The sequence below is a fragment of the Vibrio sp. T20 genome (assembly GCF_007858795.1).
GTDB classification, from domain to species: domain Bacteria; phylum Pseudomonadota; class Gammaproteobacteria; order Enterobacterales; family Vibrionaceae; genus Vibrio; species Vibrio satsumensis.
The window spans coordinates 89,175-108,070 of sequence record NZ_VFEB01000093.1 but is presented as its reverse complement, the minus strand read 5'-3'; the positions used below and the strand labels follow the sequence as shown (position 1 = coordinate 108,070).

The 18,896-nt window shown below is 42.3% G+C and carries 15 protein-coding genes and 1 pseudogene; 6 read left to right on the top strand and 10 right to left on the bottom strand.

The annotated features are described in order from the left end of the window. Window positions 1-969 precede the first annotated feature (969 nt). Window positions 970-2,520 (top strand): PAS domain-containing methyl-accepting chemotaxis protein, encoded by a 1,551-nt coding sequence (locus FTW16_RS12125; RefSeq protein ID WP_146491256.1) that lies wholly within the window; start codon window positions 970-972, stop codon window positions 2,518-2,520. Window positions 2,521-2,730: 210 nt separating this feature from the next. Here the strand turns inward: FTW16_RS12125 and FTW16_RS12120 are convergent, their stop codons facing one another. The 6 genes and pseudogenes from FTW16_RS12120 to FTW16_RS12095 all read right to left on the bottom strand — a co-directional run bounded on the left by FTW16_RS12120 (window position 2,731) and on the right by FTW16_RS12095 (window position 6,708). Continuing rightward, complete coding sequence (locus FTW16_RS12120) at window positions 2,731-3,630, bottom strand: VirK/YbjX family protein (RefSeq protein ID WP_146491255.1); 900 nt, start codon at window positions 3,628-3,630, stop codon at window positions 2,731-2,733. A 344-nt stretch (window positions 3,631-3,974) separates the two neighbouring features. Next, window positions 3,975-4,118 (bottom strand): hypothetical protein, encoded by a 144-nt coding sequence (locus tag FTW16_RS24500; protein WP_017059112.1) that lies wholly within the window; start codon window positions 4,116-4,118, stop codon window positions 3,975-3,977. A gap of 25 nt (window positions 4,119-4,143) precedes the next feature. Next, window positions 4,144-4,419, bottom strand: coding sequence for an HU family DNA-binding protein (locus FTW16_RS12110; protein WP_017059113.1), 276 nt, complete (start codon window positions 4,417-4,419; stop codon window positions 4,144-4,146). A gap of 357 nt (window positions 4,420-4,776) precedes the next feature. After that, a complete protein-coding gene (locus FTW16_RS12105) occupies window positions 4,777-5,472 on the bottom strand; it encodes a VC0807 family protein (protein ID WP_146491254.1) in 696 nt (231 codons plus the stop codon). Between the two features lie 280 nt (window positions 5,473-5,752). Next, a pseudogene (locus FTW16_RS12100) lies at window positions 5,753-6,046 on the bottom strand (MarR family winged helix-turn-helix transcriptional regulator); the annotation flags it as partial. A gap of 38 nt (window positions 6,047-6,084) precedes the next feature. Continuing rightward, window positions 6,085-6,708, bottom strand: a complete 624-nt coding sequence (locus tag FTW16_RS12095) for a cytochrome b/b6 domain-containing protein (protein ID WP_146491253.1) — start codon at window positions 6,706-6,708, stop codon at window positions 6,085-6,087. Between the two features lie 178 nt (window positions 6,709-6,886). Here FTW16_RS12095 and FTW16_RS12090 point away from each other — a divergent pair, with 178 nt between their 5' ends. Continuing rightward, window positions 6,887-7,348, top strand: a complete 462-nt coding sequence (locus FTW16_RS12090; RefSeq protein WP_146491252.1) for a cytochrome c — start codon at window positions 6,887-6,889, stop codon at window positions 7,346-7,348. 589 nt (window positions 7,349-7,937) lie between these two features. After that, window positions 7,938-9,824 (top strand): methyl-accepting chemotaxis protein, encoded by a 1,887-nt coding sequence (locus FTW16_RS12085; RefSeq protein ID WP_146491251.1) that lies wholly within the window; start codon window positions 7,938-7,940, stop codon window positions 9,822-9,824. Between the two features lie 106 nt (window positions 9,825-9,930). On the opposite strand, the gene FTW16_RS12080 is transcribed toward FTW16_RS12085, so the two are convergent. Further along, window positions 9,931-10,332 carry an ACT domain-containing protein gene (locus FTW16_RS12080; RefSeq protein ID WP_146491250.1) on the bottom strand — a complete coding sequence of 134 codons (402 nt, stop codon included), beginning with the start codon at window positions 10,330-10,332 and terminating at the stop codon, window positions 9,931-9,933. 145 nt (window positions 10,333-10,477) lie between these two features. Further along, window positions 10,478-11,371 carry a LysR family transcriptional regulator gene (locus FTW16_RS12075; protein WP_146491249.1) on the bottom strand — a complete coding sequence of 298 codons (894 nt, stop codon included), beginning with the start codon at window positions 11,369-11,371 and terminating at the stop codon, window positions 10,478-10,480. 160 nt (window positions 11,372-11,531) lie between these two features. Here FTW16_RS12075 and FTW16_RS12070 point away from each other — a divergent pair, with 160 nt between their 5' ends. The 3 genes from FTW16_RS12070 to FTW16_RS12060 all read left to right on the top strand — a co-directional run bounded on the left by FTW16_RS12070 (window position 11,532) and on the right by FTW16_RS12060 (window position 15,851). Further along, window positions 11,532-12,431, top strand: coding sequence for a Vmh family MBL fold metallo-hydrolase (locus tag FTW16_RS12070; RefSeq protein WP_146491248.1), 900 nt, complete (start codon window positions 11,532-11,534; stop codon window positions 12,429-12,431). A 298-nt stretch (window positions 12,432-12,729) separates the two neighbouring features. Next, window positions 12,730-13,545 (top strand): TauD/TfdA dioxygenase family protein, encoded by an 816-nt coding sequence (locus FTW16_RS12065; RefSeq protein ID WP_146491247.1) that lies wholly within the window; start codon window positions 12,730-12,732, stop codon window positions 13,543-13,545. A 257-nt stretch (window positions 13,546-13,802) separates the two neighbouring features. Then, window positions 13,803-15,851: a response regulator gene (locus tag FTW16_RS12060; RefSeq protein WP_146491246.1), complete on the top strand. Its 2,049-nt coding sequence runs from the start codon at window positions 13,803-13,805 to the stop codon at window positions 15,849-15,851. A 152-nt stretch (window positions 15,852-16,003) separates the two neighbouring features. On the opposite strand, the gene cqsA is transcribed toward FTW16_RS12060, so the two are convergent. Continuing rightward, complete coding sequence (cqsA, locus tag FTW16_RS12055; protein WP_146491245.1) at window positions 16,004-17,185, bottom strand: alpha-hydroxyketone-type quorum-sensing autoinducer synthase; 1,182 nt, start codon at window positions 17,183-17,185, stop codon at window positions 16,004-16,006. A gap of 268 nt (window positions 17,186-17,453) precedes the next feature. Beyond that, a complete protein-coding gene (locus tag FTW16_RS12050; RefSeq protein WP_146491244.1) occupies window positions 17,454-18,836 on the bottom strand; it encodes a PLP-dependent aminotransferase family protein in 1,383 nt (460 codons plus the stop codon). Between the last annotated feature and the right edge of the window lie 60 nt (window positions 18,837-18,896).

Sequence of the window (18,896 nt, the reverse complement as noted above, 5' to 3'; positions counted from 1 at the left end):
GCGAAGCGTATATGAGTGGAAATGGGTTTAAAATATTTATGTCAGTGTCTCTTAGATTACCAGCGTATTGAAAGCAGGATTGATTGACGAAAAAGTTATTATCTTTGAAGTTTACAACTTATTTGAAATTATCAACTTCAAAGATAACATTGCTCATGAGTTCAGATTATTCGGAATTTATCTCGTCGAATATATTTTTTCCACAATAGATAAGTCCATGCAAAAAATGAGGTTATGATCAAGGTTGGTATACATTATACCAACTTCACCAGTGTTGAAATCAACAGACTTTGCGACATCTTCTTGAAAGTTATCAATGACTAATTGTAATAAGCAATCCTTATCTAATACATTCATAAGTTTCCTTTGATATGTTTTGATACTAGTTGCATAGTAAAGGATAGATTGTGTTCATAATCAAGGTGATTTTGATAATCTTTTAATTTGGTGATTTTTATAAATTTTAATAGTCTCATTTCATAATGAGAGCCTAAATAAATACTAATTGATAATTAATACCATTTTGGGGCTGATTTCATTAATCTTACAAGGATCGAGTTCAGGGTAATAGGTAAATAATCTCAAGTTTGTCGAAATATCAAGGTTAAAATAAAAAAATTTATTTTATTGCTATATTAGAGCTTAATTATACATAGATGCTGCTTTCTTAGTGATAAAGTTTGTGAGCAAGGTAGTGTGTAGGTAAATACGCTTCACTCTTGCAGGGGGAGATGTTTAACGCCCCCCTGCTTTACTTTTCATAAGCTAGTCTTATCTAACATCATTATGAAATTGATGGCATTGATATTGGTGGTGTTACTCTTGCTGAGTGAAAATTTCGTTGACTCAATAGCGAATTGCCGTTGAGTCAATGAGGTGAGCAGCAAGTGCCTTTACTTTCAGCACCGTGTGATATGGATGGCCACACAACAAGTTGATTGTTATCTAGTTTAAACAGGGAAGCATTTTATGGTAGAGCAAGAGTATGATTACCCAGAGTCGTACAATTTAATTTCAGTGACAGACCCTTCAAGCAAGATCAAGTACGCAAGCCCACACTTTAACGAAGTAGCAGGCTACAAAGAAGGAGAGCTAATAGGTGAATATCACAATGTAGTTCGTCACGGTGATATGCCTAAAGCCGCATTTAAAGACTTATGGGGTCATATTCAGTTAGGAAATAACTGGATGGGTATGGTAAAAAACCAACGAAAAGGTGGTGGCTATTACTGGGTTGATGCTTTTGCTTCTCCGTTAAAAGAAAACAACGAGATTGTTGAATATCAGTCGGTTCGGTTTAAACCAAAAAGAGAATATGTTGAACGAGCAGAAAAAGCGTATAGAATTTTAAATAAAGGAAAAACACCACTCAAACTCATATTACCCAAAACAAGGCTTTGGCAGCGTCAAACTTTTATATCCTTATTATTAATAGGAGTTGTTTATGCACTCCATATTACCCAATTTCTAACTGTACTACAAAGTTTCTCATTGCTCTTTTTCGGAGGGACTGTGTCAATTTATATTCTCACGCGTCGTTTGGAGAGTATTTGTAAAATAGCGAAAAGTGAATTCGATAATCCCCTAATGGAGCATATTTATTTTGGTAAGGTGGATGATCTCTCCGAAATTGCTTTAGGAATGAAGGTGCGGAAACAATATGCGAAAGCGTTATTAGGCAGAATACGAATTTCGGTGAGTGATTCATGTGAATTAACCCTAATGCAGGCGAATAAAACAGCTGAGTCGAACGCAACGGTGTCTGAAAATCTTGAAAGTCAGAAAACAGAAATTGATATGGCAGCGACAGCTATTAATGAAATGCAGGCGGCTTCAAGTGAAATCTCTCAAAATGCACAAGGGACTCTAGATTCCACCTTTAGCACCCAACAAGAACTATTATCTTGTCAGAACGAACTAAACCAAGTAGAAGAAAACTTTGTCGAGTTGACTAATGAATTAGACAACATATCGACAATATCGCTGTCTGTAGAGAGAGAGACACAGCAAATAAGCTCCGTTATTGAGATGATTAACGCGATTGCAGACCAAACTAACTTGTTAGCCCTCAATGCCGCGATAGAAGCTGCACGAGCGGGCGACTCTGGAAGAGGGTTCTCGGTAGTGGCGGATGAAGTACGAGTGCTAGCTCAAAAAACACAGGAAGCAACTACAGAGATTCAAGCGGTTATTGAAAAGCTATGCACAGGCAGTGGTCAGTCAGTAACGGCCGTTAATAATGGCACTGAAAAAGCGAAACGCACTCAAACAACGATTAAATCGACTCTAGAAAGCCTCACTTTGTTGAGTGAAAAGGTACAGGGAGTAGTTGATAGGAATAACCAGATCGCCGTCGCTATTGAAGAGCAAGTGAATGTCTCAGAAGAGATTAACCAGAATATTCTTTCCATCCATAGTAAAGCTGAAGCTTCACACGAACTAATGGAAGACAGTAAAAAGCAGTATGAACAAAGTGTACTTAGCTTGAATGAGTTAAGAAAAGGAGTGGCTCGATTTTAAACTCATAGAGTGAGTGACTCGCTACTTTGATGAGAGGCTAAACTGTGAATTCAGATTTGAACTAGTTTTAGCTTTGCTCGCAAATATAAAACCTCGCAATTGCGAGGTTTTATATTTTTGTTCGGTTGAGCTTACTTGGATGGGGCATCTTAACAGCCAGATCAGATGCCGGGTTAAGTCACTGCGCTAAATTAACTGGCCGTCGCTAGTTCAATTGTTGGTACTACATATGAAGGGTTGGGCGTGACGGCTCATTTCGTTCTTCAGATCTTGTTCATACTGATCTAGCCAGGCATAACGTTCGCGATACAACTTACGCTTTTGACGTTTTAGAGCTTCAAGATCTTTCCTGTTCGGGTTTGTCGGGATACTATAAAAATAGTCATCATGCAGCTGTCCATCGTGCTCTTCCCACAGACTGTTGTATTTAAGGCTGATGTCTTTGTTTTTCTTACCGTAGCGTAATGAGTTCGACACATGACCAGATTCTTTTACCGCATAGATATTGTCGATACCCAAGTTAATAGCGAGCAGTCGTAGTGTTTCTACCATGAAGGATTTAGGCCTTAAACCGTAAAAAGCTTTGGTGAATGTGCGGCTAAATCCATTGTCATTGGCGCCACCCTGTATACCGCCGATGTAGATGTTGTTGTCGAAAACAGTAAACGAAATGGTATACATTTTTTCGAGTTGAGAATTGGTCAATGAAACTGTGAGTTCACCTTCTTTTCTCGCGTTTCTTTCAAAGCTGAGATTAACTAGATAAACGTTGTCATCTATCTCAAGTTTTAAAAGATTGAGCCTTTCGTTATAGATTTGGTGTCTAGCTTCTGTTGCGAAGGTGTTTTCAAACCAGTCGTAGTGTTTGGATAAGATATCGATCTTTTCTTTATTGCTAAAGCCAGTACATAAGTAGGGAGTGACAAATTTAGAAAGGAAGTTGGGTTGTTTGATAAATAATAACTTTCTCTCTTCAGAGTTGAAATTATCACTCATTTTTCGAGTAGCTGAATAATAAAACAGGGCTCGAATAGTAAACTTAACTATCGCTTTGTACTTACCCTTATTTTTATGGGTATTTGCTTCAATCCCCATGCGAACGACATTCATAATCACCTCAAAGAAGAAGGATTGCTCGAACACAGTCGTGTCATGAACCCTTCCAATAATCTCACCAATAACAAGAAAATGATGATAGTGAAAAAGGTGATTTGGGTAAGTATGGATATGTATAGCTATGTAACTCAATCAGTTACTTAGCGTTCAGATTTTGGGCAGATGTGTTTGTCGCTTTAGTGGGAAGGGGTATGGGTATCAATGTTATTTATTGGAGGCGCTTGCTCCTAAATCAAAAATGCCACTACAAATATGCAGTGGCATTAGAACGATAACAAACTATCACTTTGCTTAAACCTAAACTTTAGTTCTTATATAAACTATAGTACTTACATAAACTAAAGCTCTAACAGTTTGGCCAGTTCACGCTCTTCGAGAAGCTCTTCAATTCGTTGACGAGTCTTAGGCGTTTCGGCTTGCGCTTTAGTCGACTTACCTGCTTTTTTGCTTCGGCTCGTTTTCGCTTTTTCCTTAGTCGTCATCGTAACCTTCCTTGTGTTTTCTGTGTTACAGGTTGCACGTCTCTTTTAGTGCCTTGCCCGCTTTAAATGCTGGCGTCTTTGATGCAGCAATCTGAATCTCTTCTCCGGTTCGCGGGTTACGACCAGTGCGAGCTGCTCGAGAGTTAACTTTAAAGCTACCAAATCCAAGGATCGATACGTCATCACCGTTAGCAAGCGAAGTAGAGATACCTTCAACTAGCGCATTTAGTGCTGTGCCTGCTTGGTCTTTTGAGATGTCTGCAGAAGTCGCGATGTGTTCAACTAATTGAGATTTGTTCATAATCTATATTCCTTATTGAGTACGGCTGGCGTCTACCTTTAGCACCTAGCTTATGCGATCTTATCAACAGCAACTGAAATAATGTCAGTGATTGGGTAGAGCTTTGTAAAGTAACCAACAGAATTGACTATAAAAGCATCTGTCGGTTCAATCAATGCAATTCATTGATTATTATTGGTTTATAGACATGTTGCCCAAATTTACGTGAGAAAAGAGCATTAGGGTTGCCCGATCGATTCATAATCCAAATTGAGGCTGTCATCTATCACGTTGACGAACGAAACAGCAAAAACAAAGAAGCCCAGCTTAATTGCTGGGCTTTTTGTTGTGCAGTCAGAGCGATTTGTTCATTCAGAACTATTTAGTAATAAAAATTTGTTCTGTTTCTAGTGATGTCATCGTGCGAACTTGACGCCAAATGTAGTAGAAAATACCTAACATCATCAGCATGCTTGGGATAGCGATTGCTGGGTAGCTGTAAAGTGTCAGCTTGCCAAGTTCTTCATTAAAGGCAGCGGTGCCAGCAGGGCTTGTCACAATCCAAGTCGCTAGGAAGTAGTTCATAGCTGAAGAAAATGCGAAAGTACTCGCGAATAGGTAGTTGGATGTCATTAGGCAACGATCAAACTGAGCCTGCTTACCAAACTGCTTCAAGCGCTCTTCTATAAGAGAGATATTTAACAGAGCTGGCGTGAAGATAACTTTTTGGATAAACGGATAGCGAGTGAACGTTGAGCCAAGTACCGCTAAACCAATTAGACCAGGAATTAATGCTTCTTTTAGTGCTAACCAACGAGTGTCTAGTTCGAAGAAACCAATACCGCCGGTTAATAGCACGCTGACAAAGCCGAGCGCAGCGATGAAGTTGAACTTCTTATTGCGGATTAACTCCATGCCACCATAAGCAATAGGGAAGGCAAGGGCAACAAGCAAAGCTAAGCCCGTTCCTAGGTGCTCATCTCCGCTGAATTTCATTAAGATGAATGAAGGAAGAAGGACGTTAAAGACGACTTCGAAAAGAGGACTCGATTTTTTATTTTCTGTACTACTCATAATTTCTAAATACATTATGTTATGGATTTATTCTCAGGGATTGTTGTTTACCTCGCCCAAGATGTAAAGCCTTAAGGTATCATGCAGTGTAACGACATGTGACATCAACGACATCTATGAGCCTATTTCACGTTCGATTCAGGACTTTACTTGTCCTATTTATCAGCCTCTTAGCAGCTTAATATCATGGTGTCGCAGCGTTTTGGTTAATTGCGCTATATTCGAGATACTATTTTTTTAAGCAAATGGATCATCTATTTTCGTTCATCCGGCTCTAGTATGTTAAATAAATATTGAAAGAACGACGGCTACTTGGGGCGGGTCGTCGTTCAATTAAACCAAGACGTTCGAGTTTATTCAAGGCTCGAGTTGTAGTCGAGTTTTCTACCTTGGATTTCTGAGCTATTGCTCGTTGAGTTATTCCTTCCTGTTCCCATAAACACATCAAGGTGGGCCAAAGCGCGACAGTTAATCCATGTTTTTTAAGCTCAAAGTCAAATCTCTTTGCTGTGCTGTTTGCGATTACATGGATCAACCAACAAGCGGTGTGCTCGCTATCAAGTATTTTAGTCATTGATTCATTCCGGTGTACCAAATTACACCTATTTTTATTTACGCTAATGCAACCAGAGTAACGGTAAGCATTGCAGCTAAAGTAAGTACGGACAACGCTCGCCATTGCGAAACAAATGCTACGCGGCCATCAAATTGCATTCGTGTTTGAAAACCAGTGATCATTGCCCAAGTTAATGGCTTTGAACGTAATTTGTAGAATAGAACGGCAAAGATGTGTATAGCAACCAGAGCCGGGAGCACTTTTACCATGGCTAGGTGGATGTTTTCTAGCAAGGTAAAAACTGAATCATTCAACCAGATACTTGCATAGGGTAAGTGATCAAGAAGGCCAGCTAAGGCTAAGCCAGAAACACATTGAAAGAATAAAGCTGATAGTAGCGTCACAACCATCCAACCCCCAGCAGGGTTGTGACCAGGTTTAGCACTTTCTTTTCCTAGTAAATAGCGAACCACTGATTTTGGGGATCGCAAAAATTGTCTGAATCGGCTCGTTTCGCTACCAACCCATCCCCAAATTAATCGCCAGATAATTAAGGTAATCAGTGCTAGCCCTAGTTGAACGTGGGGACCATTGCCTGAAATGCCAGACGCCATTAACCCGATGAAAAGCGCTGCTTGAGCCCAGTGGTATAGGCGAGTTGATAGATCCCAAATTTTCATAACGTCATTCTCTCTGTTGTATTTATTTACTTAGCATCAATTTGACTTGCACTAATTTACACAACAATAGTTGCACACGCAACTGTTGTTGTGTAAATTAGGTTCATCAAAGCAAGACACTACATAGAAACGAACTATTGAAACTAGACAACAAAAGCTAAACGTAGCGGAGAGAGATATGAACAAGATAATGACGGGCCTACTGTGTACTACAACAGTTCTACTCAGTACCTATGCTACCGCTGAACAAGGCGATGATTTACCCGATTACTCAAACCAAATTGAACAGCGTCAACACGCATTTACGCAAATCGAAACTTTAGTAGAGAAAGCCAGCGACACTTTAGATGGCAATGATACGAATTGGCAGACACTAGAAGAAACGAGCTTAGAGCTAACGAGTCACAGCCAATCATTGCTGACGTTATTTCCGGAAGGCAGTCACGAGGGGAGTAAAGCAAAAGAGAGTGTTTGGAGGCAACCTGAAAAATTCCATCGTCTGTTAACACAAATGGACCAGGGGTTTCAGGAGCTTTTCCAAGGCAGTCAACAAGGTGATGTATCGCTTGCGGAATCAGGATTAGAAGCAGCACAAGATACTTGCAAGAGCTGTCATCGCTCATACCGCTCACGTTGGTAACACAGGTTAAACCGCTCAATTAACTTAATCGAATGAAGCTAACCAAACACATTTATTCGTCTAAGCCTTATTAGCGATTGGCTTTTCTCGTAGGTAACACCCCAAAAAACAGGCTGATAAATATAAAGCGTGCTGTATAAATAATCGATGGTTCAATAGTCTACTCATTAAAAATATCTGTTTTTATAGGCCAGTAATTTAAAGAATTTCAGCAATCTAAGTATTCGAGTATAAATATTGACTTGAGAGGAAGTGAAGATTCTATTTAGTTAGATTTGAGATAAATAAAAAGGACTGAACGTCATACGTTTAGTCCTTTTTATTTTGAGGTTTACAGCATGCCGAGAAAATAGAGCGCAATCAATAAGTGCTGCAGCCAAAAGGTTGCCTGATCTCATTTGGCGTAGAGGGGGATGATATTTACTCGATGAATGTGCCCCTATACGTGCCCTCGTTCACATATATCAATAATTCAATTCGTTAGCCGGTTTCTTAATTTATTTTAAGGCGTAAAATATATCGCGCTTGCAAGCCGTTTTGGCAACAAACTTGTTGCCACGGACTTTTATTTCCAAATTATAGGTTTCCTATGTTCAAGAAACTCTCGCTTAAAAATAAGCTGGCGATTTCAGCCAGTATGGCCATTATCCTGGGGGGGATTTTGGTTGAGGCACTGTCTTTTCGTGCTTCATTGCAACGACTAGATATTGAAGTTGAACAGCGTTTAGAGGGCGCATCGGCTTCTTACAATCAATATGTATCGGATTGGATCTTATCCAAAGAACGTGCGCTGACCTCTTTGTCGCAAGAGTCTAAGCAAGAAAGCTTGGTGACTCACCTAAAACAGGTTCGTGATTCTGCCTCTTTTGATAATGTCTTCTTGGCATTTCCTGATGGTTCGCAAAAGAACGCGAACGGAGTAGTACTGCCGCCGGGCAATGATGATCCTCGTTTGTGGGGCTGGTATACCAATGCGGTTGCCAATCCAAGTAAGGTTTTCATGGATAACCCTACGGTTGCAGCGGCAACGGGAGCGAATGTAGTGTCTCTGGGCACTGCAATGCAACTGCATGGCCAACAGGTAGTATTGGGCGCGGATGTTGAAATTACCGACATTCTAAATAGCCTTGAAAAAGTAATCCTTCCGGGTGAAGGTTACATGTTCATCGCGACCAATAAAGGTACGGTCTACACGCATGCTGACACTAAGTTGTTGAACAAGGATATTAGCTCGCTTGGGCTGGATTTTTTTGATGTACAGAAGGCTTTAACTAGCGGCAAAGATACGTCTATAGAGTTGAATGGCAGCGATTATGTTTTGTATGCGCGTGCTATTGATGGAACCAATCTAATTACGATTAGCGTGGTGAATCATGACTCTTTAGTGGCGCCACTCTTTGACGCTGTTATCGGTCAAGTGTTGGTGACATTGCTAGTGGTTGTGGTTTGTACGGTACTATTTAACTTACTTTGTACCATTCTATTCCGTCCACTAAATCATGTGTCTCAAGCTCTGGCGCAAATTGCGAACGGCAGTGGTGACTTAACTCAACGTATTCATGTTGAAAATCAAGACGAAGTAGGCGAGTTGGCTCATAACTTTAATACTTTTGTGGGCAGCTTACAGCTGTTGATTGGTCATATTCGTGGGCAGTCAGAACAGTTAAATAGCCAGTCAGAGCAAAGTGCTCAACGTGCGAACCGTTCTGTGGACGAGCTTAACCACCAACAGCAAGAAATCACTATGGTTGCAACGGCAGTCACTGAAATGGCGAGTGCAACGCAAGAGATCGCATCGCATGCAGAGCAAACGGCAAAAGCAGCGCAAGACTCAGCGGCGAGCACCAACAGCGGTCATGCATTGGTTGTCGACACTAAAGGTTCCATTAACAACCTAGCGAATGAAGTGAACGAAGCGGGTAGTGTGATTAGCGATTTGAATAAACACGCTCAAGAAATATCGACTGTATTAGCCACCATTCAAGGCATTGCTGAACAAACGAACTTGCTTGCTTTGAATGCTGCAATTGAAGCCGCTCGTGCCGGTGAGCAAGGTCGTGGCTTTGCTGTAGTAGCTGATGAAGTTCGTGTGCTTTCTCAACGCACTCACTCTTCAACGGAAGAGATCAAGGCAACGATCGATGTTCTACAGCGCACAACAGCACAAGCCGTAGAACTGATGGAAACAAGCTCCAAGCTGGCGCTGCATTCCGTAGAAGATGCGGACCGAGCTTCTCTCGCGCTAGAAGAGATCAATACGTCTGTTGCCTTGATTAGCGACATGGCGACTCAAATTGCGACTGCAGCAGAAGAGCAAACACACGTGACGGGTGAAATTACCCAAAACATTACGACCATTAAAGATGTCACTGACCACTTGGTTGTGGGCGCACAGGACAGCTTAACTGAGTCAAACGAACTTAAAAGCCAAGCCGCTGGTTTAAGTGACAAAGTGGCTACTTTTAAGCTTGCTTAACTGTTTTACTCGCTGATGCCTGATCAGTGAGTGAGCGCTAAGCAATAAGTCAAAGCGACGTAGATTACGTCGCTTTTTTTGTATTTGTTAGTAATAGAACTCTTTATCAATCTGTTTCTGAAAACTCTTTCAGCGCACTTATTGCTGCATCTGCTTTGTCTTTTTGAATGAAGATATGGTCGTGATAGTAGCCTGCAACAACGTTGGCGCTAATGCCGTATGAACCAAGCTTTGTCGCAAACGCAGCCGTTAATCCAACCGCTTCAAGGCTCGAATGTACCGATAAAGTGATAAGGCTAAACACACCGTCGAAGTCTAGCTGAGCTTTGGTCGCAACGTCTTCTTCCAGAACCAGTGTTAAACCTTCTTTCTCACGAAAAGTCGAGATTGGATTGAGCTGAACATAGTCTGCTAACGCTCCGTCGACAGTGCAAAAAACATAATTCCCGTCGATTAATTCTGGTGACATGGATTTCAGTAGGAGGTCTAGATCGGTAATGGCAGCCATAGTCAGTTTCCCTGCGTTAATAAGCTAATTGATGATGTATGCAGTCACGATAGAAGCAACTGACAGTTAAGTAAAATTAATGAATTTAATTCTGCATCAGTTTTACTAATGGCAAGTTTTCCTCTTTATTGATGGCATCGTACTTCTACCAACTTTTCGACTGTTCCATCTCACTTGATAGATGGTCGATAAATGCTCTTAACAGCGGAGTGACTTGTTTACGCGTTCCATAAATAGCATGAACACCGAGCGTTTTAGGTTGCCATTCAGATAGCAGTGGTACTAACAGGCCATCACGCATCAAGGATTCGACTGAAGGGAGGGGCAGTATGCTGATCCCGTTGCCTTTCAGGGTGGCAGACAGCAATACTTCCGAGGTGTTGGCGCTGATGTTCCCTTTAATCGGCACTGATTCTAATCCATTCGGGCCATTAAACGTCCATGCGGTTTTACCAAAGTAACTGAATGACAAACAGTTGTGGTGAGCTAGATCTTGCGCGTCTTTGGGTGTGCCTTTCTCTTTTAGATATTGTGGCGACGCGCAAATCACGGAGCGACATTCACCGAGCTGTTTCGCAACAATGTTAGGCGTGAGTTCGTTGGTAATGCGAATGGCCAAATCAATGCGTGACTCAACCAGGTTGACGGTTTGATCAGTCGAGATAATGTCGATAGAAACCTCTGGCCATTTGGCGATGAAGCGACTGATTGATTCCATCAAGAAGCTATCGACAATCGAATAACTCGCAGTGATACGCAGCTGACCTTTTAAATGTTCTCGGTTTTGGTTTCTGATTCCAGCTAGGGATGCTTCCAGTGCCAAAAGTTCTCTGGCTACCTCAAGTGTTTTTTTACCTGCGCTGGTTAAACTTAAGCTTCGTGTTGTTCTGTGAAGCAAGCGTGTATCCATCCATGTTTCTAACTCACCCAAATAACGAGTGACCTTGGTGCGTGAGAGATCAAGGTGCTCTGCCGCTGCGCTCAAACTGCCACGTTCCACTATGGTGACAAAGACATTCATTGCTTCGAGTTTATCCATTGTTTTATTGCCTAGAGAATTAAACCGACCTCAGTATATGTCCGAAAACTGCAACAGTTAAAGTTAATTTGATGTCTATTTCATCTAAAAACAATTAAATAAGATGTTTGGACATTCAGCGAGTTGGCAGGTGTTCAACTCTAAATATCGGAATAAAACCATGAATAAGTTATCGAAAAACCTGTTATCAAAAAGCATGCTTTTAGGAACCATAAGCCTAGGAACGGTTTTGGCATCAAGTGTTGCTTTAGCTGCAGATCTGAACATCACTCACTATAACCCCGGCGAGAGCGCGATATTCCCGGCAAGCTCGGTATTGGTTTCGGGTGAGAAAGAAGTGATTCTATTTGACGCACAATTCAGTGTCGCAGACGGGCAAAATTTGGTGGAGCAAATCAAAGCCACAGACAAAAAATTATCGATGATTTACATCAGCAGCGGCGACCCAGATTACTACTTTGGTTTGGAACCAATAGTTTCGGCATTTCCCAACGTCAAGGTCGTTGCCAGTGAAGCCGTTGTCGCTCATATCAAACGCACCAAAGATGCAAAGCTTGAATACTGGGGGCCGATCTTAGAAGGTAATGCACCGTCTAAGGTGATTGTTCCAACGGTGATGAACGACACAACATTAAGCATCGAAGGTGAAACCATCGAAGTGAAAGAGATAAACACACACCAAGCTTACCTATGGGTTCCGTCTGAAAAAACGGTGTTTGGTGGTGTATCGGTGTATAGCGGTGTACATGTATGGATGGCAGATACTGCATCGAAAGAGATTCGTAGCCAGTGGTCACAATCGTTAGAGCGTATGAAAGCACTTGAGCCAGAGGTTGTAATTCCAGGTCACTATTTAGGTGAAATGCCAGCAGGGATAAATGCAGTTCACTTCACGAAGGATTATGTGGCTGATATTGAAAAAGCATTGGCGAATAAAAGTAATCCAACATCCGTCGATATTAGTGATTATATGAAGAAAGCCTACCCGAAATTTGAGGCTACGGAAGGCGATTTAGAACTTGGTGCGAAAGTGCTGAGTGGCGAGATGGTTTGGCACTAGAGTTGATTATCTCGGTTGTGTCCCAGAACAGTATGAAGATTGTATGCTAGATTTATTGATGATACACAACTGGAGATATCGATGATCTGGCTTTCAGTGAAAGTACTACAGATTGGACTTGTCTACGGATACAGGAAGTATCAACAAACAAAAAGAGCTCCAGTGTAGGGGCTCTTTTCTTTTTCGAATAAACCGGTTTTATTTTGCGTGGTACGGAAAGAAAAATCGGTTCTGTCCGGTTTAATAACGAGTAGCTAATTGACTCTCCATTAATATCTCTTAACCGATAAGCGAAAGTATGTTGAAAATTGAACCCATTACACCTCACATTGGCGCTCGTATTCATGGATTAAATCTTTCGGATTGCAGTGAGAGTGAACTAGATGATGTGTACCAGGCTCTTGTTACTTATCAAGTCATTTTCTTGGATGAGCAAAGCCTCTCGCCTGAACAACACTTAGCGCTTGCAAAACGGTTTGGAGAGCTTGAACCCGTTCATCCTTTCTTCCCACGTGTAGAACAAGTACCGCAAGTCAGTGTGATAGAAACCACTCGAGGCAATGCGCCAATGGAGAGTTATTGGCATACCGATTTAACCTGGCGCAAATTGCCATCGAAAGCCTCTCTATTACATGCTCAATATATACCGGATGTCGGTGGCGACACGATTTGGTGTTCGATGACTGCAGTGTTCGATTCATTAGATGAAAGCATGAAAGATAAGCTAAGAGGCTTATCGGCAACGCATTCATTAGTCGCGTTTGAAGGTATTGAATCGGATCAAATCGAGTTAGATTGGCATAAGTCACTGCTGAAAACCGCGCAAGAAAATCCGCCTGTGGTGCATCCCTTAGTACAAGTTCATCCAGAAACGGGCAAAGAGACGCTATATATCAACGAGCAATTTACCCGTTACATCAATGAGCTTGAGTGTGAAGAAAGTGATTCGCTACTTAGCCAGCTGTTTGAAATTGCACGACAACCAGAATATCAAGTGCGTTTCAAATGGAACAAGGGCTCAATGGCGATATGGGACAACAGAGTCACTCAACATTATGCTGTGATTGATTACGGTGATACACCACGGAAAATGCATCGAGTAACAGTGACATAACGGTAAGCTGAACACAGTTATCAAAGGAACACCGTGCATGCCCATCCCTTGAACCAAACTCTCGTACTTAAATTTAAGTGTCGGCAGGGTGCATTATTTATCTACGCTTAAAAATAAAAACAAATGCGTTGGTACATATTTGATTGAAACCTCACTGCTCGGAGGTGATGTGTAATATAATTGGCGCCAAAATATAAGTATAAAAACTAAATCATAGAATTAATAAACGTCAGGGCTTAGAGAACAAAGTATTTCGTATGAACGCGATTCGTAAAGTTTACCAATACGCAGAACCGAATCTAACCCTCGTGGGTTGGATGGGCTTTGTCGGCTTTCCAATTTACTACATTGTGTGGGAGTTTTTGTTTCCACAACCCTACGAAAACTTAGCGCTTCGCTTGTTTTGCTCGGTATTGTTCTTTGGCATTATATTTCGCAATCGTGTCCCATTTGAATGGCGAAAGTACCTTCCGGCTTATTATCAAGTCGCTGTAACTATCTGTTTGCCAGGTTTCTTTTTCTACATGCTGCTAATGAATAATTGGTCTAACGTTTGGGTTATGTCTTTTATGTCGGCCATATTCCTGCATATCTTGTTGGTACACGTGACTAAAGTCATGTTCGCTCAAACCTTTGCCGGAATCGGAATTGCGACGTTTTGTGCATGGGTGGCACAAGGCTTCTATCTAGAACTCACAATGGACTGGACGCACGTGCCAATCTTTTTGTTTATCTACTTATTCGGCAACTTGTTCTACTTCCGCAATCAGGTGGAACATGAGAACAAGGTATCATTGGCGAAATCTTTTGGGGCGGGTATTGCTCATGAGATGCGAAACCCATTAAGTGGCTTGTTGACCTCTATTGATGTTATGCAATCCATATTACCGAACCCTAAAAGTGGTGATCACAAAGGGCAATATGCTTTAAGCAGTGAAGAAGTTATACAGTTGCGTGAAGTGGGTGATGAAGCTATGGAGATCATTCACTCCGGTAACGAAACGATTGATCTGTTGCTGACTTCAATCGATGAAAACCGAGTATCTCGTTCTACGTTTAAGAAGCATTCAGCTCAAGCAGTGGTTGAGGACTCGATAGGCAGCTTTAATTACAAACGCGCGACAGATAAATTAGCGATATCTTTAGACGTACAGAGTAACTTTGAGTTCTTAGGTAGTGATACCTTGCTGAAGTACGTAATGTATAACTTGTTCAAGAACGCATTCCATCATCGCAGCCCCGAAGATTTCCATATTCATGTCACAATGTGCAGTGATGAAGTGACCAATCAAATTATGGTTACTGATAACGGTTCGGGTATCTCAAGTGATGTGATTCGACGCATTTTCCAAGATTTTTATACCACGGGCCAATCGGGAAATTACGGCTTAGGTTTGCCATTTTGTCAGAAGGTCATGCGCTCGTTTGGTGGTGAGATTAAATGCCAGTCTGAAGTGGATCAATGGACACAGTTCACGATGATTTTCCCATCTCTGTCTTCCAATTCGGTACAGGAAATCAAGAGCGAACTGACTAAACTCAAGACGGTGCTGATGATCAGTGATCAGACAGTGCTTTCCAGTAAAATGACTGAAATATCTCGCTTTATGGGTTTTGACCTAGAGATTTTGGATGTGGCGTCAGCGCTACAGAATAAGGAATATCAGTTTGAGTTCGATTTGATTTTCGTTGATATGGAGAGCTTGGATTTAAGAGCTAATTGCCTCGATAGGATTGAATCGTTACTTTCGTTCACTGAGGCGCGAATCATTTACCTGTATGAGCGTCATCCTATCAAGCGTGTGCGTAACATCTCTTTCGAGCCTATTTGGGTGGAAACGCAAGTTTGGCTACTGAATACCAAAGCGACCATTGACCGCTTACTTTTCGATTCCAATTACGTGATGCCAGCTGCGCCTACAAAACCGCTAGAGGCTGCAAATAAGCGAACGATTATGGTGGTGGATGACAACGAGTCTTTGCGCCGTTTTACTGCGATGTTACTGGAAAAGCAGGGTTTTGATGTTGTGCAGAAAGAAGATGGCCAACAAGCATTAGACGCGTTGGAGAGCGACGAGATCGACTTGATTCTCATGGATATCGAAATGCCCATCATGGATGGTGTGGAAGCTTCTCGCCGAATTCGAGGTGCTAATAAAGCGTACTCTTCGGTGCCAATCATTGCTCACACAGGTGATAGTTCCCCCGTCACTTTGGAGAAAATGGAATCGTCAGGCATGTCAGACTTTATCGTCAAACCGGCAGATAAAAACCGACTGTTCGATAAGATTGCTCACTGGATTTAGTGAATGCTATAGGTTGAAGCGCACGGCCATTTTGTCAGCGAACACAAACACAAGAAAGAGCTCAGCGAAATGCTGGGCTCTTTTTGTTTCGCGACATGATAGCGTCCATTCAGTCCTGCCGTTTGTTGTTTATAGAATGGGTGTGAACAGAGTTATACGAACTCTAATTCCGAATGATGGTACGCTTCGTGACAAACCGTGAGCACATGGTCAATGTCTCGTGGTGTCATGTCGGCATTCACTGAAAATCGGATGATGTTCTTATTCTTGCCCGTAGCGGGGCGGCAGAACACAGCACCGAACACATCACGCTGTTCAAGGAAATCGCGTACTCGTTCTGTATTCCTCTCATTACCGCACTCCAACGCAACGATTTGAGATTCGCTACGGATGTTAAAGCCAATCCGTTTGAGGCCTGTAGTGAGCGATTTAGCGCGTTCAAATAATGCTTTTCGTTTATCTTCTGCACCTTTAATTACCTCCAAGGTTTTCTCTAAACGAATCACTTCTTGCGGCAACACGGTTGAGCTAAAAATCGCAGGGTATGCGACAAACGGCAAGGTTCTAGATAGTTGTTTAGGGCCAAGGATTGCACCTGCACGATAAGCAAAGGTTTTTGCCAAGCTAACGGTGATGAAGTCGACTTGGTTGGTGAGCCCTAACGCTTGAACTAAGCCTGCACCATTTTCCCCGTGTGTTCCCAGTGAATGCGATTCATCAACGATGACGGCACAATCAAACTCTTGCGCCATTTCGTAGATGTCGCGTAACGGAGCAATGGTGCCAATTGTGCTGTAGACCGAGTCGACTACAATCACACCAGAGCCATGACGTTCTAGTTGCTTACGTAAGTGACTCATATTGTTATGCATAAATGGATGGGCGATTGCACCAGCAGCGCGAATACCTTCCCATAGCGACATGTGTGCAAAAAAGTCGATATACACCGGCGTATCTGGCGGACAGATAGTTTGAAGTAACCCAATATTGGCCGCCCAGCCTGATTGAGAAAGCAAACAGCTCTCCATTCCGACATAGTTAGCGAGTTTGGTTTCAAATGCGGGTTTAGACTGATCATCTTGTAAGAAAATGGCAGACATCACCACATTGTCATCGTGCTCACAGATCGCCGCTTGATGGGCGTGTTGGATCTGTTTGTTGTGTGACAGGGCTAAGTAATCATTGCTCTGCATCACAACGGCATTGCGCTGGGGGCGTTTACCCAATACTAAGTGCTTTTGGCTTTGGTTCTGGGTAATCAGGTCTTGAATGTAGAAGTTCAAGCGCTCTTCGATAAAGGAAGGTAGTGGTTTGTTTTTTGTTTTATCACTCATAATAGTTCTCTTCAAATACAGGAAAACGCCAGCGCTGACGGCTGTATATTGACAATAAAAAGTGATGTGTCATTAGCCAAGTTGCATATTTTTGTAGGTGCTTGCAAACTCAGCATTTAAGGGTTTTGAGGTAAGTGGATTTCCTTACGGTTCGGGGGCTTTAACCGAATCAAGATAGGAATAATAGCCTTCTATTTTATGACAAAAGGCTATTAAAATTCGGCGTTCGAATGGCTATGAAAAGTCTATTCTGAAAAGTTACGGTCTGTTAGCTGTGAATGTGGATAAGCTCAATTAAAGCATCCAATTGTTGCTTAGCTTCACCGTCTAACGAATACCCAATATTGATACGTAAGCAGTTGCTGTAGAGATCGAGTGTGCTGAAGAGATGTCCGAGCCTGATATCAAGATTCTGTTCAGCTACGGCTTGAGCGAAAAGTGGTTGGTTCAAATTTGGGATTTGCAGCCAAAGTACCATGCCACCTTGTGGGTTACTTATCTTCACGTCTTGAGGAAGATGTTGGGCTAAATAACTGAGGTATTGCTGGCGCAACGAAAGGATCTGAGTGCATCTTCTTCTAACGTGTTTGGCGTATTGGCCAGATTCGATAAAGTCAGCAACCGCAAGCTGAGTCGGTAAGGCAACACCGTAGCTCGCGGCAGAAAATTGAGCCTTGTACTCATCAATGTACCTTCCCGGTAAGCACCAGCCTAAACGGTAACTTGGCGACAGGCTTTTCGATACCGAACCACACCACAGCACGTATCCACCTTTGTCATAGTATTTTGCAGGCAGTGGTGTGTGTGAGGAATATGAGAGCTCTAGATACACGTCGTCTTCAATGATTGGTACTCGATAGTGATTCGCCAATTCAGCCAGTTTTTGTTTTTGACTGGCCGACATATTGATCCCTTGAGGATTCATATGTGAGGTACAGAAGATAGCAGCATCCACACGTTTATTTTTCAGATGTGTTTCCAGTTGTTGTAGGTCGACACCATCATCCAAAGATGGGATCTCAATGATTTGGCGTGACATCTTTCCAAGCAGCTCCAAAATACCGTTAAAACAAGGTGAGCTAATCGCAATGGTGTCGCCTTCTTTGGTACACGATTCAAGTGCAGCCTTAATCGCCGACATACAACCAGCCGTGATCACCATCTCTTCAGGTGAAAAGTGCACATCGAGCTTGGCAAAGTGAGTGGATAATGCTTGTCGCAACATCGGCTCACCTTGTGTATCTGGGTAATGGTTGAGTCTGCTTCCCATCCGTTTGATTGAACGGCGGAAACTGCGTTCTAGCTCAACAATCGATTGTTCATCATTGGTGGTGCTCGAAACCCCTAAAGGCCCATTGATTGAGTTGTGAGCCGATGACGTTTCTTTAACTCTGGAAACCTTACTCTCAAACTGTGCCCACTCAGGCGTTGAATGAATAGGCTTGTGAGGCGAGACAAAATACCCAGCTTGCGGTCGCGAGTGTATCCAACCCTGCGATTCTAATTCTTGGTAACAGCTCACCACGGTCGACATGCTGATGGCCTGCTGCTTAGCCAATTGACGAAGTGAAGGCATGCGTCCGCCTTCCGGTCTTTTACCTGTTTCTATTTCATCGATAAACTGATTGGCTAGCTTTCTGTAGATGCTCATTATCACGACCGTTATTAACTGTACTGGTTTTTATTGTAAAAATTGTATCTGTACTGGTTT